21 protein-coding genes are annotated in these 26166 nt (G+C 28.7%); 6 read left to right on the forward strand and 15 right to left on the reverse strand.

Annotated elements, in window-relative coordinates; all coding sequences use genetic code 11:
- Window positions 1–46: 46 nt before the first annotated feature.
- On the reverse strand, window positions 47–1216 hold the full coding sequence (gene wsfD, locus ACZ5TJ_RS00305) for a glycan biosynthesis hexose transferase WsfD (protein ID WP_464202234.1): 1170 nt from the start codon (window positions 1214–1216) through the stop codon (window positions 47–49).
- A 376-nt stretch (window positions 1217–1592) separates the two neighbouring features.
- Between wsfD and ACZ5TJ_RS00310 the strand changes: the two genes are divergently transcribed.
- The gene (locus tag ACZ5TJ_RS00310) at window positions 1593–2447 is read left to right on the forward strand and encodes an HD-GYP domain-containing protein (protein WP_464200624.1); all 855 of its coding nucleotides are present in this window, start codon (window positions 1593–1595) and stop codon (window positions 2445–2447) included.
- A gap of 58 nt (window positions 2448–2505) precedes the next feature.
- Here the strand turns inward: ACZ5TJ_RS00310 and ACZ5TJ_RS00315 are convergent, their stop codons facing one another.
- The 3 genes from ACZ5TJ_RS00315 to carA all read right to left on the reverse strand — a co-directional run bounded on the left by ACZ5TJ_RS00315 (window position 2506) and on the right by carA (window position 7322).
- The gene (locus tag ACZ5TJ_RS00315) at window positions 2506–2754 is read right to left on the reverse strand and encodes a hypothetical protein (RefSeq protein WP_464200625.1); all 249 of its coding nucleotides are present in this window, start codon (window positions 2752–2754) and stop codon (window positions 2506–2508) included.
- A gap of 282 nt (window positions 2755–3036) precedes the next feature.
- Window positions 3037–6252 (reverse strand): carbamoyl-phosphate synthase large subunit, encoded by a 3216-nt coding sequence (gene carB, locus ACZ5TJ_RS00320; RefSeq protein ID WP_464200626.1) that lies wholly within the window; start codon window positions 6250–6252, stop codon window positions 3037–3039.
- A gap of 20 nt (window positions 6253–6272) precedes the next feature.
- Complete coding sequence (carA, locus tag ACZ5TJ_RS00325; RefSeq protein ID WP_464200628.1) at window positions 6273–7322, reverse strand: glutamine-hydrolyzing carbamoyl-phosphate synthase small subunit; 1050 nt, start codon at window positions 7320–7322, stop codon at window positions 6273–6275.
- A 499-nt stretch (window positions 7323–7821) separates the two neighbouring features.
- Between carA and ACZ5TJ_RS00330 the strand changes: the two genes are divergently transcribed.
- From ACZ5TJ_RS00330 to ACZ5TJ_RS00345, 4 genes are all read left to right on the forward strand, one after another.
- Window positions 7822–8553, forward strand: a complete 732-nt coding sequence (locus ACZ5TJ_RS00330) for an ABC transporter ATP-binding protein (protein WP_464200629.1) — start codon at window positions 7822–7824, stop codon at window positions 8551–8553.
- On the forward strand, window positions 8546–9724 hold the full coding sequence (locus ACZ5TJ_RS00335; protein ID WP_338586852.1) for an ABC transporter permease: 1179 nt from the start codon (window positions 8546–8548) through the stop codon (window positions 9722–9724). Before ACZ5TJ_RS00330 ends, ACZ5TJ_RS00335 begins: the two co-directional genes overlap by 8 nt.
- Before the next feature lie 215 nt (window positions 9725–9939).
- Entirely contained in the window at window positions 9940–11076 is a 1137-nt protein-coding gene (locus ACZ5TJ_RS00340) for an ABC transporter ATP-binding protein (protein ID WP_045725082.1), read from the forward strand.
- The gene (locus tag ACZ5TJ_RS00345; RefSeq protein WP_054200593.1) at window positions 11069–12616 is read left to right on the forward strand and encodes an ABC transporter permease/substrate-binding protein; all 1548 of its coding nucleotides are present in this window, start codon (window positions 11069–11071) and stop codon (window positions 12614–12616) included. The genes ACZ5TJ_RS00340 and ACZ5TJ_RS00345 overlap by 8 nt, the downstream gene beginning before the upstream one ends.
- A gap of 32 nt (window positions 12617–12648) precedes the next feature.
- Here ACZ5TJ_RS00345 and ACZ5TJ_RS00350 read toward each other — a convergent pair whose 3' ends face one another.
- From ACZ5TJ_RS00350 to ACZ5TJ_RS00380, 7 genes are all read right to left on the reverse strand, one after another.
- Complete coding sequence (locus ACZ5TJ_RS00350; RefSeq protein WP_464200630.1) at window positions 12649–13455, reverse strand: HAD family hydrolase; 807 nt, start codon at window positions 13453–13455, stop codon at window positions 12649–12651.
- Window positions 13456–13468: 13 nt separating this feature from the next.
- Window positions 13469–14245 (reverse strand): SDR family NAD(P)-dependent oxidoreductase, encoded by a 777-nt coding sequence (locus tag ACZ5TJ_RS00355; protein WP_464200631.1) that lies wholly within the window; start codon window positions 14243–14245, stop codon window positions 13469–13471.
- A gap of 162 nt (window positions 14246–14407) precedes the next feature.
- Window positions 14408–15328 (reverse strand): TraB/GumN family protein, encoded by a 921-nt coding sequence (locus ACZ5TJ_RS00360; RefSeq protein WP_464200632.1) that lies wholly within the window; start codon window positions 15326–15328, stop codon window positions 14408–14410.
- A 236-nt stretch (window positions 15329–15564) separates the two neighbouring features.
- The gene (locus tag ACZ5TJ_RS00365; RefSeq protein WP_464200633.1) at window positions 15565–16017 is read right to left on the reverse strand and encodes a GNAT family N-acetyltransferase; all 453 of its coding nucleotides are present in this window, start codon (window positions 16015–16017) and stop codon (window positions 15565–15567) included.
- A gap of 43 nt (window positions 16018–16060) precedes the next feature.
- Complete coding sequence (locus ACZ5TJ_RS00370; protein ID WP_464200634.1) at window positions 16061–17308, reverse strand: glutamate-5-semialdehyde dehydrogenase; 1248 nt, start codon at window positions 17306–17308, stop codon at window positions 16061–16063.
- A gap of 1 nt (window position 17309) precedes the next feature.
- On the reverse strand, window positions 17310–18128 hold the full coding sequence (gene proB, locus ACZ5TJ_RS00375; RefSeq protein WP_464200635.1) for a glutamate 5-kinase: 819 nt from the start codon (window positions 18126–18128) through the stop codon (window positions 17310–17312).
- A 308-nt stretch (window positions 18129–18436) separates the two neighbouring features.
- The gene (locus ACZ5TJ_RS00380; RefSeq protein WP_039312424.1) at window positions 18437–18628 is read right to left on the reverse strand and encodes a hypothetical protein; all 192 of its coding nucleotides are present in this window, start codon (window positions 18626–18628) and stop codon (window positions 18437–18439) included.
- A 211-nt stretch (window positions 18629–18839) separates the two neighbouring features.
- Here ACZ5TJ_RS00380 and ACZ5TJ_RS00385 point away from each other — a divergent pair, with 211 nt between their 5' ends.
- On the forward strand, window positions 18840–20195 hold the full coding sequence (locus ACZ5TJ_RS00385) for a YjiH family protein (protein WP_464200637.1): 1356 nt from the start codon (window positions 18840–18842) through the stop codon (window positions 20193–20195).
- Between the two features lie 68 nt (window positions 20196–20263).
- On the opposite strand, the gene ACZ5TJ_RS00390 is transcribed toward ACZ5TJ_RS00385, so the two are convergent.
- The 4 genes from ACZ5TJ_RS00390 to ACZ5TJ_RS00405 form a co-directional block, all read right to left on the reverse strand.
- Window positions 20264–21286, reverse strand: a complete 1023-nt coding sequence (locus ACZ5TJ_RS00390) for a TDT family transporter (RefSeq protein ID WP_464200638.1) — start codon at window positions 21284–21286, stop codon at window positions 20264–20266.
- Between the two features lie 152 nt (window positions 21287–21438).
- Complete coding sequence (locus tag ACZ5TJ_RS00395) at window positions 21439–23442, reverse strand: molybdopterin-dependent oxidoreductase (protein ID WP_464200639.1); 2004 nt, start codon at window positions 23440–23442, stop codon at window positions 21439–21441.
- 25 nt (window positions 23443–23467) lie between these two features.
- Window positions 23468–24421 (reverse strand): alpha/beta hydrolase, encoded by a 954-nt coding sequence (locus tag ACZ5TJ_RS00400; RefSeq protein WP_464200640.1) that lies wholly within the window; start codon window positions 24419–24421, stop codon window positions 23468–23470.
- A gap of 37 nt (window positions 24422–24458) precedes the next feature.
- A complete protein-coding gene (locus ACZ5TJ_RS00405; protein ID WP_464200641.1) occupies window positions 24459–26162 on the reverse strand; it encodes an ABC-ATPase domain-containing protein in 1704 nt (567 codons plus the stop codon).
- Between the last annotated feature and the right edge of the window lie 4 nt (window positions 26163–26166).

The following is a 26166-nucleotide window of genomic DNA, read 5'->3' on the forward strand; positions in this document are numbered from 1 at the left end:
TACTAAAAAAGCTGACTAGTATCATAGGATACTGGTCAGCTTATTTTTATTTTTTATATTTAAATGCTTGTGATATTTTACATCCTATAAATGCTATGGCTGTACCTATAAGTACATCATAATATAAGTTTAATCCAAATAAATGTTTACCAAAATCAGCTTCTCCTGAACCTATTACAGGTAATACAAGTTGTGAAGCTCCTGATGCTAAAATATATAATAAAAATACTGTTAAGAGCTTTGTTTCTCTTTTCTTGCTCTTAAAGAAGTAATATCCAAGAGTTATTAAATATATTAAAGAGAACATAAAGAATATATAAAAATTCTTATGAACTTCTGGATATTTAGAAATTAAATCTGTTCTAAGTGAATTGATTTTCTTCCCTTCCCATTTACAACCTTTTACGAAATCTGATTGTGAAACATCGTAAAATCTATAAGCATTTTCTGCTGATACTTTAAATTTCTCATAAGCTCTATCATAATGTTTTAAGTAAAACTTTAATACTTTAACAAATGATACATTAGGATAAAATTCATTAAGCATTTCATCACCTAATGGTTCATATTTTAAATCTGGATCATAAAAAGCAGATCCCGCATTAGCTGCAAACTTAGGATTTATTCCAAGTTCAATTAAATCTTCTTCTGGATTAGGTGAATCTTTAGTCACTCCAGTAAAGACAGCTTGATATATATTATTTTTATTTGTATGATCTCCTATTGAAAAATACTGTATCACTCCAATAGCAACTATACAAACACTTAAAGTTATGACTAACTTTCTGAACCCTTTATAATATACGTATAAAGCTATATAAACTAGTATAAGGAATAATAATAAAGGTAACATTTGAGTTTTTGATGTTATTAATCCAAATGATGATATAAGGAATATAATAAAATCTCTCTTTCTAGGAACTTCTTTCTCTATTAATCGTAAAAATGATCCTATTGTTAGGAAAGTAAATGAAATCATTGTTCCTTCCCCAAAGAATGAATTAAAGTATCCTATATAACACTGGTCTGTGAAAAATAATAGTACAAATATACCTATTAAAACACGTGTAAAACTATTGAATTTATTATAAGTCATAATCCAATAGAACCCTAATATAAATATTGCAATATATAATATCGAAACGAACCTTACATCAAATAATATATTTTTAGAAAAACCAGTTAGTACATATACTGAAACTATACTACTTAACATTACGTATAGTATGTATACTAAAGATTTTTTCTTAAACTTTTTCTTTATAAATTTTAAACCTAAAATAAAAAGCACTACTAATATAATAGCTTTTATACAATATACTACGCTATAATTAGCAGGATTTAAAAATAAATTTAATATATAAGAGATTTTTTATAATCCCTTTTTTCTAAACCATTAAAATAGTTTTTTATTTTTGTTTGCATACTTTTCCCCCTTTAAGTCAGATTATATTATACCATATTTATCCAACATCTCCCACTTTAATGTATATATTTCTAATTAGTAAAAATTTTAACATTAATTGTAGAATTATACATATAGATGTAGTATAATCTTATTAAATGATTAATTATTATTTGAGGTGTGGGTAATGGGGGTTATTCCAATAGATGTAACATTTTCTATAGTTCCGTATATACGAAATAGGCTTAATATAGTATTAAACGATATATTTGAAGATTATAAAATAATATCTATTCTTTCAGAAAATATATTGGACGAGTTAATAGATAATGATTTAATTTTATTTGCTCTATTAGAATTAAAGAATAAGGATGAATATACATATAAACATTCCGTAAGCGTTGCTACTTTTTCGTTAGCTCTTGGAATATCATTAAATTTAAATATTAAAGATTTAAAGGAATTATTTGTAGGTGCACTACTTCACGATATTGGTAAACTATTTGTTCCATCTTCTATTTTATCAAAGAATGGTCCATTAACTACAGAAGAATTTGAAATAATGAAAGGGCATACTCAGAAGGGTTATAATTATTTAATACTGAAAAATCTAGGAATTTCTAACAAGGCTTTAAGAATATGTCTTGAGCACCATGAACGTATAAATGGTACAGGATATCCTAATAGTTTAAAAAACAATGAAATCGGTATCCTCTCTAAAATAGTATCAATTGCAGATGTTTATGATGCCTTAACATCTAACAGGTCTTATAGGACTCCTTTAAGTGACGATGAGGCATTAAATTATATAAATTTGAATATCAATTCAACTTTTGATGAAGTTTTATCTAAAACATTCTCTAAAATGATTAGTTCAAATCTTAAAGATAAATCTTTGATTCCAATAAACCCAGACATTTTAAAAACTAATCCTAAAATTCATAATACCTCATTATTAAGACCTACTATAAAATTAATCAATAATTCTAACTATAAGTTTAAGTATGCAGCTAAATTTATAAAGAAATTTAATGTAAATTAATTTGTTTGTTATAAGGATACATTAATAAATTATTGTATCCTTTTTTGTTGCAAACGGCTTAATTAGTGTAAACACTAGCTGAATATCCTTTGTTATGTATAAAAGGATTATTATTTACTATATCTTGAGCTTCTTCAAAATTCTTTGCTCTAAATACTATAGTCCATCCATTTTTATCATACTTTCCTGCACACATTAAATATTTATCTGAATGTCTAAAATCTCCTGGTCTATCTATTATTAAACTTTTACTTTCACTAATACTCTTATAATTTAATTTAACAAAAACATTTGATTTTGATTGCATAAATAACACTCCTTTTATACGAACATCCGTTTGTCTAAACTCATTTTATCGAACATAGGTTCGTATGTCAACATATTTTTTTCTTATGTTAACAATATATGTCATGTGATTTTTTATATGCATCTTTTTTAAAATTATTTTTAATTCATCTTTATAAATACAAAATATAAATGTAATTTTTAACTTTTATTCATATTAATTACTAATGAGATTTTTACGAAATTTAATATGAATATTTAAAGTTAAATAAAAAATAGGTGCCTATAAGCACCTATTTTTTTATTAAATTTCTGCTATATTAAATATCTCTAAATCTTCGTTATTTTCAAAGTGTTCTTTCTTTACATCTATTATAGCCTTTAAAGTATCAAGTGCTGTTATAACACCTATATTTCTCTCTACAGCGGCTCTTCTTATTAAGAATCCATCTCTTTTTGAATCATTTCCCTTTGTTGGAGTATTAATTACAAGGTCAACCTCTTTATTTTTAACAACATCTAATATGTTTGGTTCTTCTTCATTTAATTTTCTTACTTCTTCAGCATCTACTCCATTTTCTCTTAAAAGCTTGCATGTACCTTCAGTTGATACAAACTTATATCCAAGTTTTGAAAGCTCTATTGCCATTGGTAAGAATTCTTTCTTGTCATGCTTTTTAACTGTAGCAAGTATTTTCCCCTTTTCCATTCCAGGGAACATACTAGCTGCTAAGAAACCTTTATATAAAGCTTCATGAACATTTCTTCCAACTCCTAAAACTTCTCCTGTTGATCTCATTTCTGGTCCTAAAGAAACTTCTACATTTGGAAGCTTTTGAGTTGAGAATACTGGTACTTTTACTGATACTAATTCTGGTTCTTTGTATACATCTACGCCGTATCCTAAATCTCTTAACTTATATCCAAGCATTGTCTTTGTAGCAATGTCTACTATTGGAACTCCTGATACTTTACTTATATATGGCACAGTTCTTGATGCTCTTGGATTAACTTCTATTACATAAAGCTTACCTTCAAACTCTATAAATTGTATGTTAATCATACCTTTTATTCCTATAGCTAATGCTAACTTCTTAGTATAATCTAATACTTTCTCTTTAATATTTTGTGAAATATTTTGACTTGGGTACATAGTTACACTATCTCCAGAGTGAACCCCTGCTCTTTCTAAGTGTTCCATTATACCTGGTATTAATATATCTTCTCCATCAGATATCGCATCAACTTCTATTTCTCTTCCCATTAAATACTTATCTATAAGTATTGGATTTTTTGTATCTTTTAAGAAAGCATTCTTTAAGTAGTATGTTAATTCCTCTTCATCATGAGTTATTTCCATACCTTGTCCTCCAAGTACATATGAAGGTCTAACTAGTACTGGGAATCCAAGTCTTCTAGCCTCTTCTAATCCTTCTTCAAGTGACCATACACCTTTTCCCTTAGGTCTTGAAACTCCAAGTCTTTCAAGTAGTTCATCAAACTTTTCTCTATCTTCAGCCATATCAATTTGATCTGCTGTTGTTCCTAAAGTATTTATTCCTTTTTCCTTTAAGAAGTTAGCAAGTTTGATTGCTGTTTGACCACCAAATTGAAGTATAACTCCATCTGGATTTTCTTTTTCAATTATATTTAGTACATCTTCTTCAGTTAATGGTTCAAAGTATAATTTATCTGATATATCAAAGTCTGTACTTACTGTCTCTGGGTTATTATTTATTATAATTGTTTCTATATCCATACCCTTTAATGCTTTTACACAATGAACTGAAGCATAGTCAAACTCAATTCCTTGTCCTATTCTAATTGGACCTGATCCTATAACTATAATCTTCTTTCTATCCTTAGTTATATTAACTTCATCATACTCATCATATGTTGAATAATAATATGGTGATAATGCTTCAAATTCACCTGCACATGTATCAACCATTTTATATACCGGCTTGATATTCCATATATCTCTTAATCTATTTACATCCTCAGGGCTTATATTTAAGAAGTCTGCTATAGCCTTATCTGAGAATCCTTTTTTCTTTAAATTTAGAAGCCATTCTTTATCTAAGTCTTCGACTTTGCTTAATTTTAGTCTTTGTTCTTCTTCAACAATCCACTTGATTTTCTCAACAAAGAATTCATCTATTCCAGTTATTTTTGATACTTTATCAACTCTATAATCTCTTCTAAGCATTTCTGCTAGAGCAAATATTCTTTCATCATCAGGAGTTACAACTCTTTCTTTTAGTTCTCTTATGCTTAAATCTCTAAATTTCTTAAAGTCTAATGAGTATCTTCCTATTTCTAAACTTCTTATTCCTTTTAGGAATGCTTGTTCAAAGTTAGAACCAATCGCCATAACTTCCCCTGTTGCCATCATCTTTGTTCCAAGTGCTCTATCTGCACCAAAGAATTTATCAAATGGCCACTTTGGAATTTTGCATACTACATAGTCTAAGCTAGGTTCAAAGCATGCATAAGTTTTTTGAGTTACTGCATTCTTTATTTCATCTAAGCCATATCCTAAAGATATTTTTGCTGCAAGTTTTGCTATTGGATATCCAGTTGCCTTTGATGCTAATGCAGATGATCTTGAAACTCTTGGGTTTATTTCTATTACTGCATATTCGAAACTTTCTGGATTAAGGGCAAACTGTACGTTACATCCTCCTTCAATTCCTACTGCATTTATGATATTTATTGATGCAGTTCTAAGCATTTGATATTCTTTATCTGATAATGTTTGAGATGGTGCAACAACTATACTGTCACCTGTATGTATTCCAACTGGATCTATGTTTTCCATATTACATACTGTTATACAGTTTCCATATGAATCTCTCATAACTTCATATTCTACTTCTTTCCATCCTTTAACTGATTTCTCAAGAAGCACTTGACCTATTGAGCTTAATTGAAGACCTGATTTTAAGATTTCGCTAAGTTCTTCTTTGTTCTCAGCTATTCCTCCACCAGTTCCCCCTAAAGTGTATGCTGGTCTAACTATAACAGGATAACCTATTTTCTCTGCGAACTTCATTCCAGCTTCAAAATCAGTTACAATTTCACTTTGTATAACTGGTTCATTTATTCTGTTCATCATGTCTCTAAATAATTCTCTATCTTCACCTTCTTTTATAGATTCGATAGATGTTCCTATTACTTTTACATTATATTTATCTAAAATTCCACTTTCGTATAGTTCTACTGCAAGATTTAATCCTGTTTGACCTCCCATTCCTGCAAGTAAACTATCTGGTCTTTCTTTTGCTATTACTTTTTCTACAAATTCTAATGTTAATGGTTCTAAGTAAACTTTATCTGCAACTTCCTTATCAGTCATTATTGTTGCTGGATTTGAATTTATTAATACAACTTCAAGCCCTTCTTCTTTTAGTGCTTCACAAGCTTGAGTTCCTGAATAATCGAATTCAGCTGCTTGTCCTATAACTATTGGTCCTGATCCTATAACTAAAACTTTTTTTATATCCTTATTTAATGGCATATATAAACCCTCCTAAAATCCTATAGTGCATAACTTAAAAATCTATCAAAAATGTATTCAGAATCCTTTGGCCCTGCTGACGCCTCTGGGTGGAATTGAACTGAGTATACTGGCATTGTCTTATGCTTTAACCCTTCAACTGTTCCATCATTTATATTTATATGAGTTATTTCAACATCTTCTGGAACTTCGTTTACTACATATCCATGATTTTGTGATGTTATATGAACTCTTCCTGTTTCTAAGTCTTTTACTGGATGATTACATCCTCTATGTCCGAATTTTAATTTAGTTGTGCTTCCACCTAAGCTTAATGCTAAAAGTTGATGTCCTAAACAAATTCCTACTATAGGTTTCTTTCCTATTATCTTTTTAATGTTTTCTATTTCTGTTTCTAAATCCTCTGGATCTCCTGGTCCATTTGATAAGAATACTAAGTCTGGATTTATATTAAGCACTTCTTCTGCTGTAACATTTGATGGGAATACAGTAATCTTGCAGCCTCTCTTTTTAAAGCAATTTAATATATTACTTTTTATTCCATAATCTATTATTGCCACATGTTTTCCTTCGCCATCTATTTCATATATTTTGTCTGTAGTTACATTGCTTACTGCATCTTTATTTGAAAATGCTTCTATCTCTTTTTTTACTTCTGAAAGCTCTGAATGATCTAATGTTATTATTCCTTTCATTGTTCCATTGTTTCTTAATATTTTTGTTAATGCTCTTGTATCTATGCCTTCTATTCCAACAACTTTATTTTGTTTTAAGTAATCATCTAAATTCATTTCACATCTGAAATTATTTGGTATATTACATTTTTCTCTAACTATGAAACCTTTAACCTGTGGTTTATTTGATTCCATATCATCAAGATTTATTCCATAATTCCCTATTAGAGGATATGTCATTGTTACTATTTGTCCATGATAAGATGGATCTGTTAAAACTTCTTGATATCCTGTCATTCCTGTTGTGAATACTACTTCTCCAACACTTTCTCCTAAGTAGCCGAAAGATTTTCCTTCAAAAATCATGCCATTTTCTAATATAAGCTTCGCTTTCATGCTGAGCCCTCCTTAAAATTTTTAACTTTTATATTTAAGCTAAAAATACACTTTATTAAAGATAAAAAGTTTATAAAAAAAGGATAATAAAGAGACCACAATACTTTAAATTGCTCTCTTAATCATCCTCGTATGTTTATTATTTAAAATTATCCTTAAAAACAAAGCTATGATTCTTCTATTACTTATAGATAACATAGTTGCATACTCCTTTCTGGCCTCACGGGACCAATTTAAAGTGTATATTAACCTTAAAATTTATTCTTTTTTAATATTGTAGTTTATTGGAATTTGTATGTCAAGAAATTTTCACTTTTAGATATTAATTACTTTTTTAAATTTATATGGTTACTACATAAAAAGTTTTTTATTACTATTTACAGATTTTATCTTTAATGTTATTATTTATTAAAAGATAGTTTTATGGTAATATATTACATGCTATATATGCTATAAATTTATTTAAATTCAAATAATGGAGAGGTATTTAGGGGGTATTATGTTAGAAATTAAAAATTTAACTAAAAAATTTAAAAAATCAACTGTAGTTAATGATGTTTCCTTTAAGGTTAATCCCGGAGAAATAGTTGGACTTCTTGGTGAAAATGGAGCAGGTAAGACAACAACACTTAGAATGATATCAACTATGTTAAAAATTACATCTGGAGAAGCAGTAGTAAATAATTTTTCTGCTGATAAAGAACCTATTAAAGTAAGAAATGAAATAGGAATTCTTTTCGGAGGGGATGTTGGACTATATGATAGACTAACAGCTAGAGAAAATATAAAATACTTTGCTAATCTGTATGGAATGTCAGATAAAGATGCTGATGTTAGAATTGATGAGCTAGCTAAAAAATTTAATATGGAAGAATATATAGATAAAAAGGTATCTAAATTCTCTAGGGGGATGAAGCAAAAGGTTTCAATAGCACGCTCTATTGTCCATAGTCCAAGTGTAATGTTATTTGATGAGCCTAGTACAGGTCTTGATGTAACAGCAGCAAGAACTATACAAGATTTTATTCTTGACTGTAAAAAAGAAAATAAAACAATTCTATTTTCAAGTCACTCTATGAGAGAAGTTGAAAAACTTTGTGATAGAGTTGTTATTATAAACAAAGGAAAACTTTTAGAAGATTGTTCAATAGATGATCTTAAAGAAAAATACAATAATGATGACCTCGAAGAAGTATTCGTATCTTTAATTGGAGGTGGAAACCATGAATAATTTTCTAATTGTTTTTAAGAAAGAACTTAAAGATATATTCCGTGATAGAAAAACTATAATCTTTTCAATTTTACTTCCTATTTTAGTTTTCCCACTAATATTTAATGTTATGTTTAAAGGTATGGAAGATACATCAAAGAAAGCTACAGAAAATATAAATATAGCTGTTAAAGGTGATAAAAATTCTAGTATAAACAATATTTTAAAATCACAAGAAAATATAACTATAAAAGATGTTGAAGATCCAAGTAAGGAATTAAAAGATGGTAATATCCAACTTATAATAGATATTCCAAAAGATTTTGATAAGCAAATAGCTGAAGGTAAAAAAGTTGATGTCCAAATGTTAGTTGATGAAAGTTCTAATAATTCATCTGTTGCTTCTAACTTTGTAGAACATTTATTTAATGGTCTTTCAGATAAAATTGTAGCTGATAAACTAACTGCTGCACATATTAATCCGGATATACTTAAACCATTTGAAGTTACAGTTAAATCTGGAGTAAGTGAAGGTGATATTAATCCTATGGCTGCTGGATTTATGAATATGATACCATCACTTATAATAATTCTTATGATTTCTCCAACTCTTGCAATCGCAGCTGACCTTGGTGCTGGAGAAAAAGAAAGAAATACTTTAGAACCATTACTATCAACTTCATGTAATAGAAATTCTCTTCTTTGGGGTAAAATAGTTGCTATGAGTATAGTATCTGCAATTGCTCTAATATTAAGTCTAGGATCAATGTATTTTGCAATGCAAAAGTTACCTGGTCTAGAAGATGGCTTCTCACTATCACTTACGCCAGCTAGTTTTTCATTTATACTTTTAATTTCATTACTTTTATTAGTTGCTATATGTTCACTTGAAACTTGTGTAAGTGTATATGCAAAATCAGTAAAAGAAGCAGGTACTTATTTATCAGGCTTAATTACTCCATTTATGATACTTTCATACGTTCCAGTATTTATGGATGCCAAAAATACATCAATGTTAATATTTAATATTCCTGTTGCAAATTCTGTTGCATTAATGAAAGAAGTTATGGCTGGTGTATTTAATCCAACTCATATAGGAATAGTATTTGCATGGCATGTGGCATATGTTATTTTAGCAGTATTATGTGCTAAATATATGTTCTCTAAAGAAGAAGTTGTATTTAGAGCTTAATTAGACTAAAAGAAGGCTATTTTTTTAATAGTCTTCTTTTTTTATTTAAATTATTAATTTTTATAATAAAACCTCGAATTTCTTAGATACTATATACTGTAAACTTCAATTTTTTATTAAATTAATTTGAAATTTATAAAATTTAATGATATACTACCTACTAACAACTTAAAATTAATTAATAGGTTGTCAGTTGTCGAAAAGGAGGAAATTTTGTGATAGAAATAAAAAACGTATCAAAGAAACTCGGTAATAGAACAATATTAGATAATATTTCACTTACTATTGAGAGTGGTAGTTTAGTTGTTTTAATAGGTTCTAGTGGATGCGGTAAAACAACTACACTTAAACTTATAAATAAGTTAATTACTCCAACATCAGGTGAAATATTTATTGATGATAAACCATTATCTAAAGAAAATACAATAAACTTAAGAAGAAAAATTGGTTATGTAATACAAAATACAGGGTTATTCCCTCACCTAACTATAAAAGAAAATATAGAACTTATTCCTAGACTTAAAAAGGAAAAGTCTATTAAAGATATTGAAAAAACAACTATTGATCTTTTAAATATGGTAGGACTTAATCCTGAGACGTATTTAAATAAATATCCATCAGAACTTAGTGGAGGTCAGCAACAAAGAGTTGGTGTTGCAAGAGCATTTGCAACTGATGCTGAAATAATATTAATGGATGAGCCTTTTAGTGCATTAGACCCGATTACTCGTACTTCACTTCAAGAAGAGTTATTTTCTCTTCAAGAAGAATTAAAAAAGACAATAATATTTGTTACTCACGATATGGACGAAGCATTAAAAATCGCTGATAAAATATGTATTATGAAAGACGGTAAGGTAGCTCAATACGATACCCCTGAAAATATCTTAAGAAATCCTGCAAATGATTTTGTTAGAGATTTTATTGGCTCTGATAGAGTTTGGAATAATCCAGAATTTATTAAGGCTAAAGATATTATGATTAAAGATCCGGTTGCTGTTAAAGGAAAAAGAAATATACTTCAAGGTATTGAAATAATGAGAAGTAGTAAGGTAGATAGTCTTTTAGTCGTTGATAAGGACAATTTATTAAAAGGAATTGTTACAGTAAAAGATATAAAATCTACTCATGATAAATCTACACCATTAGAAAAAGTTATGAGTATAGAACCTCTTTCTGTAAATGAAGATGATAACTTAGTAGATATACTTGCTGTTATGAATGAACATTCAGTAGGATATATTCCAGTTACTAATTCATCTAATAAACTAGTTGGTTTAATAACTAGAAGTAGTTTACTTTCAGTGTTAAGTGAACAATTCCTTGAGATGGAGGTGACTGTCCTTGGATAATTTCTTTAATTTTGTAGTTTCTCAGAAAAGTCAAATACTAGATCTTTTAATGCAACACATTTCATTGACACTCACTGCTATATTAATTGCTATATTAGTTGGTGTTCCGCTTGGAATAATTGTATCTAGGGTAAAATTCCTTAGAAAGCCTATAATTGGTTTCGTAAATTTAATACAAGCTGTACCTTCAATGGCATTACTTGGTTTACTTATCCCATTACTTGGTATAGGTAGTACACCTGCAATATTTATGGTTGTAATATATTCATTACTCCCTATTGTTAAAAATACTTATACAGGACTTACGAGTATAGATCCAGTAATTTTAGAATCAGCTAAAGGTATTGGACTTACTAGAAACCAAACACTATTTAGAATTCAGTTACCACTTGCGCTTCCAATAATTATGGCTGGTGTTAGAATTTCAGCTGTTACTGCTGTAGGTCTTATGACACTTGCTGCATTTATCGGTGCTGGCGGTCTTGGTTACTTAGTATTCTCAGGAGTTCAAACTGTTAATAACAGTATGATACTTGCAGGTGCTATCCCTGCTTGTATATTAGCTTTAATCGTAGATTTTATATTCGGTAAAATTGAAACTGCTGTTACTCCAAAAGGATTAAATCCTACTGCTCCAAGAAAAAATCTTATAGCACTTAAAGTTATCGGAGTTATAGCTGCTATATTAGTACTATTTACTACATTTAGTTCATTATTTTCAAATAAGAAAGATACAATAACTATAGGTTCAAAAAACTTTACAGAACAACTTATACTTGGAAATATGTACGCTGACTTAGTTGAAGCTAAAACTGACCTAAATGTTCAAAGAAAGCTTAATCTTGGAGGTACATCAGTTGCATTTGGAGCAGTTCAGTCTGGTGACTTAGATATGTATGCAGATTATACTGGTACTCTTTTACTAAGTGTTATGAAAGAGCAACCAATTAAAGATAAAGAAAAATCTTTTGAGCATATAAAAGATGTTATGAATACTAAATATGGATTAACTTTATTAGATCCAATTGGATTTAATAACACTTATACATTGGCTATGATGCCTGATGTTGCTAAAAAATATAATATAAATACATTATCTGATTTAGCTAAGCATAGTAAAGATTTCACTCTATCTCCAACTATAGAATTTGAGAACAGAGAAGATGGCTTAGTTGGATTATCTAAAACTTATAATATGAACTTTAAAAATGTTAAAGCTATGGACGGAAGTCTTAGATATTCAGCATTATCAAACAACGAATCTCAAGTTGTTGATGCATTCTCAACAGATGGTCTTTTAAAGAAATTTAATCTTAAGGTATTAGAAGATGATAAAGGATTCTTTTCACCTTATAACGCTGTACCTTTAGTTAATAATAAAACTTTAGAAAACCATCCTGAACTTAAAGATGTTCTTAATTCATTAGCTGGTAAGATAGATGAAAAGACTATGATAGACTTAAATTATCAAGTAGATGAGCTTGGTAAATCCCCTGAAGAAGTTGCACATCAGTTCTTAGTTGATAATGGTTTAATTTAATTAAAAACCTCTCTATTTCTAGAGAGGTTTTTTTATATAATATTATTTTCTATAAATTTTACTATATAGCTTATTGGATTGTCGTTATTACTTGGAGCTGTATATTTTGCTAATTTTAATAATCTTTTATTGCCATTTCTAACTACAAATCCATAATGAGCTTCTTCTATAAGCTCCTTATCATTCATATTATCTCCCACAGTCACTAACTTAAATTTATCTAATTTATATTCCTTTATAAGGTCTTTAAGTGCTTGACCTTTAGACGTATATTTAGGAACAACTTCTAAGTATTTGTCTCCACTTCTTATTGGTATTTCACTATCATATTTTTCTTTAAAATTTTCTTCTAAATAATCAATTGTATCCTTATCACCTACAATTAAAATCTTGGTCCATTTCTTATTCCACACATCTTCATCTATATTATAGATTACATCATAACCAAGCTTTGTGAATCTATCTGTATATTTGCAAGATTTAAATATGTATATAGTCTCCTCTGAATATACTTCAATCCCTATGTCGTCTCTATCTTGAAGTAATTTATTTATTACTTCTTTTCTTTCTTCCTCTAATGAATATTCTAAAACTACCTCATTCTTTGAATAATCATAAACTTTACTTCCGTTGTAAAGTATTATTGGAAGACTAAGATTTAAATCATTTGCAAATCTATTTGCTGAAGGAAGCATTCTTCCTGTAGCTATAGTAAATAAACCACCGTTTTGAGTAAAGTATTCTATAGCATCTCTATCATCTTTTGAAATCTTTCTCTCACTATTTATTAAAGTCCCATCCATATCTGAAACTAAAATGTACCCATTAAAAATTCCCAATATACTCATCCCCTTATTTATTTGTACTTAAAATTATTTTTCTTATTATACTTCTTGGAACTATCTTTGTGGCTATAATCATAAGCTTATTTTTAAATCCAGGTATTATTATTGCTTTGCCTTTTTTAAAACCTTCATACCCTTCCTTTGCAACATCTTTTGCATCCATTAAATATTTTTTAGCTTTCTCTGATTTAACTATCCCTGCACTTTCTTGAAAACCTGTTTTTACTGGTCCCGGACAAAGGCAACATACATTAACTCCAAACTCTTTTCCTTCCTCATATAATGCTTCTGATAATGTAAGTACATAGGCCTTTGAAGAATAATAAGTGCTCATCTTAGGACCTCCAACAAAAGCGGCTGTTGATGCTACATTTAAAATTCCACCATGTCTTTTTGATTTCATTTTAGGAAGAAAATATTTAATTAATTTCGTAAGAGCTACAATATTTATATCTATTAAATTTAAGTCTTTATTCTCATCTACTTCATCAAAATATCCAAAACTTCCAACCCCAGCATTGTTAATTAAGTTATCCACAATGAGTTTTTTTTCTTCCACAAATTCTATAAGTTTTCCTACAGATTTATCCACAGCAAGATCTAAACTTAAGATTTCCACATCTATTCCATACTCTTTTTCTAATTCTTCTTTTACCCTTTTAAGTTCTTCCTCTTTCCTTGCTACTATAATTAAATTATTTTTATCTTTTGCAAATAACCTTGCAAGTTCTAATCCTATTCCTTTAGTTCCTCCAGTTATTAGAGTATAAGATTTATTAATCATATTTTAAATTCACTCCATATATTTCATATATAAATTGCTAAACACATTTCTTTTCATAATTCTAACATTTAAGGCGTTTTATTTCTATTATATTATCTACTAGAAATTAAAAAATAAAATTTTACATAAAAAAGGTGATTCTTAAAAGAATCACCTTTTAACTTATTCCATTCTAGTAACTGTATAACCTTTGTTCTCCATCAATTTAACTATTCCATCATCACCAAAGAAATGTAATGCTCCAACAGCTATTGTATAAGTCTTATCTTCCTTAAAGTATCCTTCAATCTTTTTAACCATTTCATCATTTCTATCTTTTATCATAGCCTTATAACTTTCAGGATTTTCTTTTTGAAGTTTTATTGCATCTTCCATAACTTTAGAATCACCTTTAGCGTAACCTTCCATTAATCCTTTAGAATAGTCTATAACTTCTTTTCCACTTTCAATAAACTTTCCATCTTTATGCTGATCTAATAATTGTTTTAATGAATTTATACCATTTATCTTATCTAAAAGTTTCATTTGAAACTCCATACTTTCTAATTGAACTACTTTCTTTTTATCATTTTTAGTCTTTTCTATAAGCATATTATCAAAAGTATCCATTGATAATTCTGCTCTATTATATAAAACTGCTTGTAGATTATTAACTATCATATGAGGCTTTAAGACTTTTAATTTATCATACTCTATTCCAGATTCTTTACAAATTGATTTTAAGTTCTCTATTTGTTTATCGTTAAGCTCGTCCTCAATTGTTGCTGATCCAGTATAAACACCATCTGCATTCGCTTTTAATACTTCTTCTTGAGTTAAATCTACTTCTACTCCAAGCACATCTGTTTCTTCCATAATCTTATTTACATTTGATGAAAAATACTCATAGTCTGTATTTATTGGATGCATTGTTCCTATAAGATACATCTTTTTATCATCTTTTTTTACTTCCCATTGAAAACCTTTAGCTTCAGGCTTTGTTTCTACTTCTTTTTCCTTTCCACAGCCCACTAATAATGTTGTGAAAAATGAACCAACTACAAGCATTGAAGCTATTATTCTCTTTCCATTTTTACTTAACATACCCCTTACACTCTCCCTATTTTATTATAGTAAAACCCAAATTTATTATAACATATTTTGCCATATAGCATAGTATAATAATATATAATTTGATTTTATCTTTAATTTATAGTATAATTTATTTGAATATTCAGATAATTTATTTAGTAAAAGGCAGTTACTAGTATTAGAGCTGACCTATGCTTACTATTTTAATATTAAAAAAAGACTCGGGTTCATCGCTCCCGAGTCTTTTTCTATTCTATAGTATATGTCATCTCAACATGAGGAATCCCAGCTTCATCATAAATATCTGAAGATACTTTAAATCCAACTGATTCATAAAGACTCTTAACATACTCTTGTGATGAAAGCTTTATTATATTGCTATCAAAATTCTCTTTGATATATCTTATTGCAGCTCTTAACATGATTTTTCCTATACCCATTTTTCTGAATTCCTTAGTAATAAGGACTCTTCCAATTGCAGGAGCATCATCATATTCTAATCCTTTAGGTAATATTCTAAGATATCCTACGAATTTCTCACCTTCTTGGATATATATATGAATGCACTCTTCATCTCTATTATCAAATTCATTTTCACATGTTATTTTCTGCTCACATACAAATACTTCAAATCTTTCCCTAGAGATCATGTAAAGCTCTTTTAAAGTTAATTCATTGAACTTTTTTGTAGTTAATCTCATGAAAATTCCTCCTTGCTTGAGTTTAATACCTATATTTCATATACTATTCTCTTATTTGCCCATTTCCGAAAATTATATACTTAGTTGTTGTAAGTTCTTTAAGTCCCATAGGACCTCTTGCATGGAGCTTCTGAGTGCTTATTCCAATTTCCGCCCCAAATCCAAATTCTGCTCCATCAGTAAATCTAGTTGATGCATTTACATAAACAGCTGCTGCATCCACTCTTTGCATAAACTTTTGTGAACTATCATAATTCTTTGTTACTATAGCCTCTGAGTGTCCTGTGTTATGTTTATTGATATGATTTATAGCTTCATCAATATCTTTAACTATTTTTACACTCATAATATAATCTAAAAACTCAGTGTAGTAATCTTCTTCTGTAGCTTCTTCTATATAATCTACTATTTCAATAGACTTCTTATCTCCCTTTAATATAACGCCTTTTTCTTTTAATGCATTTGCTATTATAGGAAGTGCTTCATTTGCAATAGCTTCATGTATAACTAAGCTTTCTGCTGCATTACATACTGATGGTCTTGATGTTTTAGCATTAACTACAATGTCTTTTGCCATATCTATATCACATTCTGAATCTATATATATATGACAATTTCCTGTACCTGTCTCTATTACTGGAACTGTTGCATTTTGAACTACTGCTTTTATAAGACCTGCTCCACCTCTTGGAATTAATACATCTATATAATCATTTAATCTCATCATTTCAGTTGCTATTTCTCTTCTTGTGTCATATATAAGTTGAACTGCATCTTCTGGAACATTTGCCTCTTTAAGACCTTCTCTTAAAGTTTCTATTATTGCTATATTAGAATTTATAGCTTCTTTTCCACCTCTTAAAATAACTGCATTACCAGTCTTTAAGCAAAGTCCTGCCGCATCACATGTAACGTTTGGTCTTGCTTCATATATTATCCCTATAACTCCAAGTGGAACTCTTTTTTGACCTATTTGAAGTCCATTTGGTCTATTCCACATTCCTAAAACTTCTCCAACTGGATCATTAAGATTTATTACATCTCTTAATCCATCTGCCATACCTTTTATTCTATCTTCATTTAAAGATAGTCTATCAAGCATAGATTCACTCATACCTTTAAGTTTTGCTTCTTCTAAGTCTTTTTTATTTTCACCTATTATATAATCACTTTTTTCTAAAAGTTTTTTAGCCATACTTTCTAATGCTTCATTTTTTCTAGTAGTACTTAAATTTGATAAAATGTATGATGCTTCTTTAGCATTTTGACCTTTTGTTATTAATTCTCCCATTTTAATTCTCTCCTTTACCCTTTATAAATAAAGTTCCTATATTTTCACCATTTAATATATTCAATAAAATACTTGGATCTTCCCCATTTGCAAGAATCATATTTACTCCATTTTTATTGGCTGTTTTTGCTGCTGCAAGCTTTGTTATCATTCCACCTGTTCCAAAGTTTGTTCCTGCACCACCTGCTGCATTTTCTAATTCTTCTGTTATTTCACTAACTTCTGATAAAAGTTTTGCATCATTATATTCTCTTGGATTCTTATCATAAAATCCATCTATATCTGAAAGTATTATAAGAAGATCTGCACTACTAAGCCATGATACTATAGCTGATAAGTTATCATTATCTCCAAACTTAACTATATTCTCTATTTCATCAATTGATACTGTATCATTTTCATTTACTATTGGAACTACGCCCATTTCTAATAATGTATTGAATGTATTACATACATTATTTCTAATATGATCATCTTCTACAACATCTCTTGTAAGCAATACTTGTCCTACTGTATGACTATATTCTCCAAAGAACTTACTATATATATGCATAAGTTCACATTGTCCTATAGCTGCCACTGCTTGTTTTTCTCTAATACTTTGGGGTTTTTCTTTAAGCTTTAGCTTGCTACTTCCAACACCAATTGCTCCTGATGTTACAAGCACAACTTCTTTGCCTGAATTCATTAAATCTGAAATAACTCTAGCTAATTTTTCAATTCTAGTTAAATTAATATTTCCATTACTATAAGTTAAGGTAGATGTTCCAACCTTTATAACTATTCTTTTTGCATTTTTTATTTCATTTCTATTGTTCATTTTGTACAACCCCTTGTATTAAATAATTTTTAAACTGATTTAATTATATCTTTTTCCATAATTATTTGCCATATACTTTTAGCATTCACGTTCAATTTATGTAATAAGTTAATAAATATATTACTTTGTAAACATTTCATACATATTCCATTAATCTTAATTTAAAGTAGTTTTTTATATAAAATTTATTGATATAATATAAATATAGAAAAGATAACTAATTTTTATTAATCATAGATAAACAAGAATACCTACTAAGTAGACATATATTGCCTATTTAGTAGGTATTTTTGCTCTAAATATTATTTTTAGCTTTCTTTGTAATTATTTATTGTTGATTCTACTTCTTTTATTGTATTACATACAGAATCTAATGAGTTTTGTATTAAATTTTTGTTTTCTGGTTTTTCTACTGTTCCTATAGCAGCTTGTAATTTTGATTTAGCTTGATTTAATTCGTCTAGAGAACATTTTACATTTTCTATTGCGTTATTTTTCATTTACACTCACTCCTTTATCATGGTACAAATATAGTTTCTGCAAATTTCATTTATTGATACATGGTTATTTAAGTATATATGGTTTATATTTCATGAATATTTTTTGAATATTTTTCTCAAAAAGACTATCTTTTTTTAAATTTTTGTATTAATATAATAAATATAATGTATATTTATTTATTTTTTATGCATTTTTAAAAGGAGTGTTTTTATGAGTAAAAAAGATAAATCCTATAGTGTGAAATCATTACTAAAGTTTATAATTCCCTCTATAGTTGGTATAACGATATTTATGATTCCTATGAAATTAGGTGGGCAAATTACAATTCCAATAGCTTATTTAGCTAACTTTATTGAAGGAAATTTCACAGAATTATTAAAATTTATGGCACTTATATTAATTTCAATTTCTGTTATAGGAAGTGTAATAATAAAAACTATCAAACCTAAATTTATGATAGAAAATGAGTATTTAAATAATTTATTTAATGTTACACCTTTATGGTTTTTAGCTAGAATATTAGGTATGATTTTTATAATCTGTGCTTACTTTAAAATTGGGCCAGAATTTATTTGGTCAGCAGATACAGCAGGCCTTGTATTAAATGATTTATTACCAATATTAATTGCTGTTTTCTTATTTGCAGGATTTTTACTTCCTCTACTTTTAGATTTTGGTCTATTAGAATTTGTTGGTTCATTACTTACTAAATTTATGAGACCAATATTTAATCTTCCAGGAAGATCATCAATAGACTGTATAGCTTCATGGCTTGGTGATGGAAGTATCGGAATTTTACTTACTTCAAAGCAATATGAACAAGGATTTTATACAAAAAGAGAAGCTGCTGTAATAGGTACAACTTTCTCAGCTGTTTCAATTACATTTTGTTTAGTTATAATTTCACAAGTTGGACTAGCTCACATGTTCTTACCATTTTATTTAACAGTAACTCTTTCAGGAGTTGTTGCTGCAATTATCATTCCAAGAATACCACCTCTTTCAAGAAAAGAAGACAAGTATTTTGGTGATAAAGAATCAAAGAATTTAGAGATTATTCCAGAAGGATATACTCCATTTAGCTGGGGAGTTGAAAAAGCTGTAGAAAAAGCTTCAGAAAATACTCACCCAAAAGAATTTGTTATTTCAGGGATTAAAAATGTTTTAGATATGTGGATTGGAGTTCTTGCTATTGTTATGGCAATGGGCGGTATAGCTCTTATGATTGCAGAATATACTTCAATATTCCAAGTAATGGGTACACCATTTATTCCATTATTAAAATTACTTGGTGTTCCAGAAGCTGCAGCTGCATCTCAAACATTAGTTGTTGGATTTGCTGATATGTTTATACCATCAGTTCTTGCAACTTCAATCACTAGTGAAATGACAAGATTTATAGTAGCTTGTATATCTGTAACTCAACTTATATACATGTCTGAAGTTGGAGGACTTTTACTTGGATCAAAGATACCAGTTGGTATTAAAGACTTAGTAATTCTATTTATAGAAAGAACACTTATAACATTACCTGTTATAGTTTTAATGGCTAATTTATTCTTTTAATAAATAAAAAAACTACCTAGAAAATTCTAGGTAGTTTTTTCATATGGTTTTTTAAGTTTTGTTATAAGTTATTTATCTTTTGCATAAAGTGTGCCGCCTATAATCTCTTCTTCTTTTTCTATATAATTTCCTAATCTAGGATTTATAGCTTTAACAAAAAGAGTTAGGAAGTTTATCAATATAAATAACACTACATAAGTTGCTATAAATATTTCTATATTGCCTAAAAACTCAAATAAATTTCCTAGCTTTATATTCCCTAATTGAATGCAATAAGCTGATAGTTTGTAGGCTGCTAATGTAGCTATTGCAAGCGGGAATGTAAATGCTGCGTATGTTGGTTTAAATCCTTCTTTGAATAATTTTAATATATATCCATAAACAACTACAAGAAGAATTAAACCTGTTATAACAAGCCATGCAAGCATATATTTATTTGGATTTGGCTCAATAGTTAATATTCCAACTACTCCAAGTGGTGCTGGGGAACAAATTATACCCACTGTAGGTAGTTTGTGGTCGTCTAATTTTTCACTTCTAAATACAATATATAAAACTACTGGTAGAAGTGCTGTATAGAATATAAATCCAAACATAAGCATAAAGTGTGCGATTGCAGGAATTTGTGGAATAACCCCATCCATACCTTTGCTAGCTACACTACCTGTTATCATACCTGTATATACGATAAAGCAAGTTGGCATTATATTGCTAAATTTTCTTTCTTTTATTCTTATTATTGTATAGAAAACTACTATAGCATAATGATATATAGCTGCCCCTATCCAAAGATAGCTACATGTTCTTGGGAAGTATGGGTAGAAAAATGATGATACTAACCAAACTACCATACCTATAGTTGGATAGAATGTACCAGTAACAGGATTTTTTAATTCTTCAAGCATTACCTTTGGGAATCTAATAACTCTTATAAACATAAGTGTTAACATACATACTGCAAGTGTTATTGCTATTGGTTTAAAATATCCTATTCCTTTAATAAGCCAAGAGTTACTTAGTGTTATGAAAGCTAAGCAAGTCCCACTAATTCCTATAGGATAATGTTTAAGTTTATCTAAATACTTCTTCATATATCCTCCTTTATCCTCTGTTCGATTTGTTTTTCTATCTGTAATTAGTATAATTCAATCCTATTAATAAGTAAAATACATTATTTTTATAAATATAATAAGTAAATACTTATATATAAAAAACGGCGAACTTTTTATGTTCACCGTTTTTTCTAAATGCATTTTTCTATATCTATAAAAGTTTCATTGTATGTTATCTGTCCACCTATATCTGATATACCAGAGTTAGTTAACATGTTAGGATTACCATGTTTATCCCACCAACCTACGTACATCATCACAATATTATCTCCTATGGACTCATCTATAATAACCTTCACCTTTATAGACCCATTTTCTGATTTTAGATTTACTACTTCATTATTAACCAAACCTTTTTTAAAAGCTAATCTTTCATTTATATAAGCATTAGCTATACCTTCTACATCCATAAGGTGCTGACTTGATAAAGAATCTCTACCGTGATTAGTTAATAATCTAATTTTATCCTCATTATTATATGATAAGCTATCTTTGCATAATGAAATCTCAAACTTTCCCGAAGGTGTTAAGAACTTTTTATCTTCCCATGCAACACTTTTATGTATAGTTATGTATTCATCTTTTATTTTATCTAATGATATATCTTCATAATAATCTTTAAGTGGTTCTATTATTTTAGTCAAATACTCTCTTTTTGAAACATTCGGATACTCTTTTATTCCCATTCTCTTTGCAAGCTCCATAAAGAAATAATATTCATCCATATAAATATTTTTAGGTTCTAAAGCTTTCTCATTATATGTTATATAAGGATTAGTCATTGAACTATATATTAAGTCTTCACTTTCTAACGTACTCGTTGTTGGTATGAACATATCACAGGCCTTTGCAGTATCTGTCATAAACATATCGAAACAAACTTTAAATTCTATATTATCCATTGAAGACTTTAACTTATTTAAATTAGGTAATTGATTTAGTAAATTACTTTTTGTTATAATAGCCATTTTCACTGGAATATCTAGACTTTCTAAGTCTTCTTTATTACTTATATCTTTAGTAAATATTCCTTCTTTATAATAGGTTTCTCCCTCTATTGAATAGTCAATAAAATCACTTATATCACTTGTGTAGAACTTTCTATTATCTCCTAAGCTGTCGCTATTATAAGGATCTCCATTTAAAACACTTGGATAAACTTTATTAGCATAATTTACTCCGCCTCCACCAAAGCCTATTTGTCCTGTTATAGCTCCTAATGTGTTTATTGCTTTAATAGTGTTTCCACCTGACTTATATTTTTGCATTCCATAACCTAATAAAAGAGTTGAGTATTTTTCAGGATATAATGATACTAAATTTTCTAAATCCTCTATAGAAACTCCTGATATTTCTAAGAGATTATTTAAATCTAATGATTCAACATATCTTTTATAATCATCAAAACCTAATACATAAGAAGCTATATATTCTTTATCATATAAATTATTTTCTATTATTACTTTTCCAATGGCTAAAGCTAATGCTAAATCTCCACCTGGCTTAACTCTTATATATAAATCTGAAATCTCTGCAGTTTTTGTATATATAGGATCTATAACAATTATCTTGCTACCGTTTGCTTTAGCTTTTCTTATCATTTGCATAGTATGAATAGTAGTAAATGCAGGATTCTTGCCCCAAACAAATATATTTTTACTATTTAACATATCATCTAATGAATGACTTCTGACATCCCCAAAGTTCTCTTTCTGTGCAGCTATTCCAGCGCTCCAACAAGGACCACCTTTTGATACGCTTGCTCCTCCATACATATTAAGAAATATATTTCCTATGCTTTTTAGTATTGAGCCATTTCCGTACTGCTCATAATACATAATTGATTTTGAACCAAACTTTTCTTTATACTCTTTTAATTTTTCTGCCATTATATTTAATGCTTCATCAAAAGATATTTCTATCCATTTATTATCTCTTTTTATCATAGGATTATATATTCTATCTTTATGATTTAATCTATCTAAATGGGCTAGCCCCTTCTTACATATAAATCCCTTAGTATATGGGTGATTCTTATCACCCTCTATTTTAACTATACTATTATCTTTAACATAGACATTAAATTTACAACAATCAAAACAGTCAAGTGTACAAGCATGACTTAATTTTTTCATAAATTGCCCCCTCTTCTAGACGCTTCTAAATATTTTTACTCATAAAATTTTCTATTGTGCTCCAATAAAGTTTAGGGTCTACAGTTGCTGCCCTAGCGTGTCCAGCTCCCTTTATTATTAGCTTTTCTTTCTTACAATTTGCAGCATTATAAAGCTCGTCTAACATATAATAAGGAACAAAGCAATCATCATCACCATGTATAAATAACATAGGTACTTTAGATCTTTTAACTGAATCTATTGATGCACCATCTTTAAGATAGTAGCCTGCACGTAATTTACATATTAAACTTGAAACATTCATAATAGGGAATGGTGGTAGTTTAAATGATTCCTTAAGTTGGTAAGAGAACTCATCCCAAGTTGATGTATATCCACAATCTTCTATTATTGCTTTTATATTTTTAGGTAATTCTTTATCTGATGCTGTCATTACAGTTGCAGCCCCCATTGATATTCCAAAGAGAATTATTTTGGAGTTCTTATATTCCTTTGATATATAATTTGCCCAATTTACTACATCTAAGCTATCATAATACCCCATACCTATATAGTTACACTTACTTAATCCTTGCCCTCTTAAATCTGGAACAAGGACATTGTATCCCATGTCATAAAAGTGTTTTGCAAAATTCCCCATAAGCATCCCACAACTTGTATATCCATGGACTGCAATAACCCATTTATCTGTCTTTTTCTTATTTATTATCTTATATCCATGTAGCTTTAACCTATCAAAAGATGTTATATATTCATCTTCATAATTTGATTCATCTAAGAGCCATTTTCTATAATCTTCTCTATTTTCTCCACTAGTTTCATCTTGAGAAACCTTATCTTCATCTGATGAGAATTCGTTCTTAAATAAAGCATCTTTTGATGTACGAGAATCAATTGCTAAATTATAAAAATAGTTTCCTACATAAAGTAAAGCTAAAACTATAAGAATTAATACTATTATGATTATCCAAAATACCATAAATACAACTCCCATCATTTAAAACATATACTTAAATTTATTTTATTCTAAGTTTTCTATATCTATTAAATGCTGCCATTATCTCTTGTTTTCTTGGAAGTGCTAGGCTACCTGATCCACCTTTTATTCCACTCATTTGTATTAAACCTTTTTCTTTTGCTTCTTCTAAGATTCTATCGGCCACCTCTATTAAAGTAAGATTGTTGTTTATGATTTTGTCTTCAGCCCACTTCATCATATTCCCTATTGAAGTAACTTGCTCTCTATCTACAATTTGTTCTACACTTCTTAAATTAATATCTTCTTTATTTATACTAAGTCCATCAATACCTAAAGTTTTAATTTTAACTCCCTTAGGCCCTTTTTCAATTGAACCTTTAAGTAATTTTCTATCAAAATCTATATTTACTTTGATGTCCCTGTTCTTTATTCTATTTAATATTGCACCTGTAGATAATTCTTTAGCTTTTAAAGTTACATCTTTAGGTTCATAGTTATCCATTTGTATTACAGTGTCTGCAATATCAAAATATTCTCCTGAACTTCCAACTACTATAATAGTTGATATATCTTTTTCTTCATATATTGCTCTAACAAGCTCTATAAATGGAGTTATTGGTTCTTCTTCATTTGATACTAGGCTTTGCATAACGTCATCTCTTATCATGAAGTTTGTTGCTGAAGTATCTTCATCAATAAGTAAAAGATTTGTATTTGATTCTATAGCTTCTGCTATATTAGCTGCTTGTGATGTACTTCCACTTGCATTTTCACTTATAAACTTTTTAGTGTCTTTACCATTTGGAAGATTATTTATAAATAATGATATATCATCTTTCATAATTGATCTTCCATCTTCTGCTCTAACTTTCATTGAAGTGCTATCAGCTATTACATACTCTCTTCCATCACCTTCAATGTGGTTATAAACACCAACTTCTAGAGCATTTAAAAGAGTAGACTTACCATGATATCCTCCACCAACTATTAAAGTTATACCTTTTTTTATTCCTAATCCTTTAATTAACCCTTTATGAGGAAGATTCATCTCTATTTCTAATTCTTTTGGTGATATAAATTTCTTAGCTGATTTTAAAGGTTTTGTTGATACTCCACTTTCTCTTGGTAGTATTGAACCGTTTCCTATAAATGCAACTAATCCTCTTTCCTTTAGTTCTTTTCTTATAAATTCTTGATCGCAAACTAAATTTACTCTTCTTTGAAGTTTGTTTTTATCTATATTTTCATACTTTAAGCTATTATTAACTATCTTAGGTAAGAAATCATATAATATTTTTTGAAGTTCTCTTGAAAGTACACTTCTTCCTCTTGCTGGGAATCCTACTTCAAACCTTGCTTCTATTTTATTCTCATCAATTATAACTGATGTTCTATCTAATATTTCTTGTGGACATTTACTTATACTAATCATTCCACTTTTTCCTGAACCCATTACTCTATCCCCATACTTATTTATATTTTGATAGAAAAGTCTAGTTATAAAATCTTGAACAGCTATTCTCTTATGGTTTTCATTAAATAATTCTCTTGGTATTTTATTTATATTACTTTTCATCGTAACTCTTATTCTTGAAGGCGCTGCAAATGGATCACCTTGTACGTGATCTATATGTAGAATATAATCATTAAAATCATACTCACCTTCTAAAGACTTATATGCTTTATAGCCTTTACCATTAATAGAATCAATCTCTTTTCTTAAGTAGTTTAAATCTCTCATAATT

It is taken from the genome of Clostridium budayi (assembly GCF_055396605.1).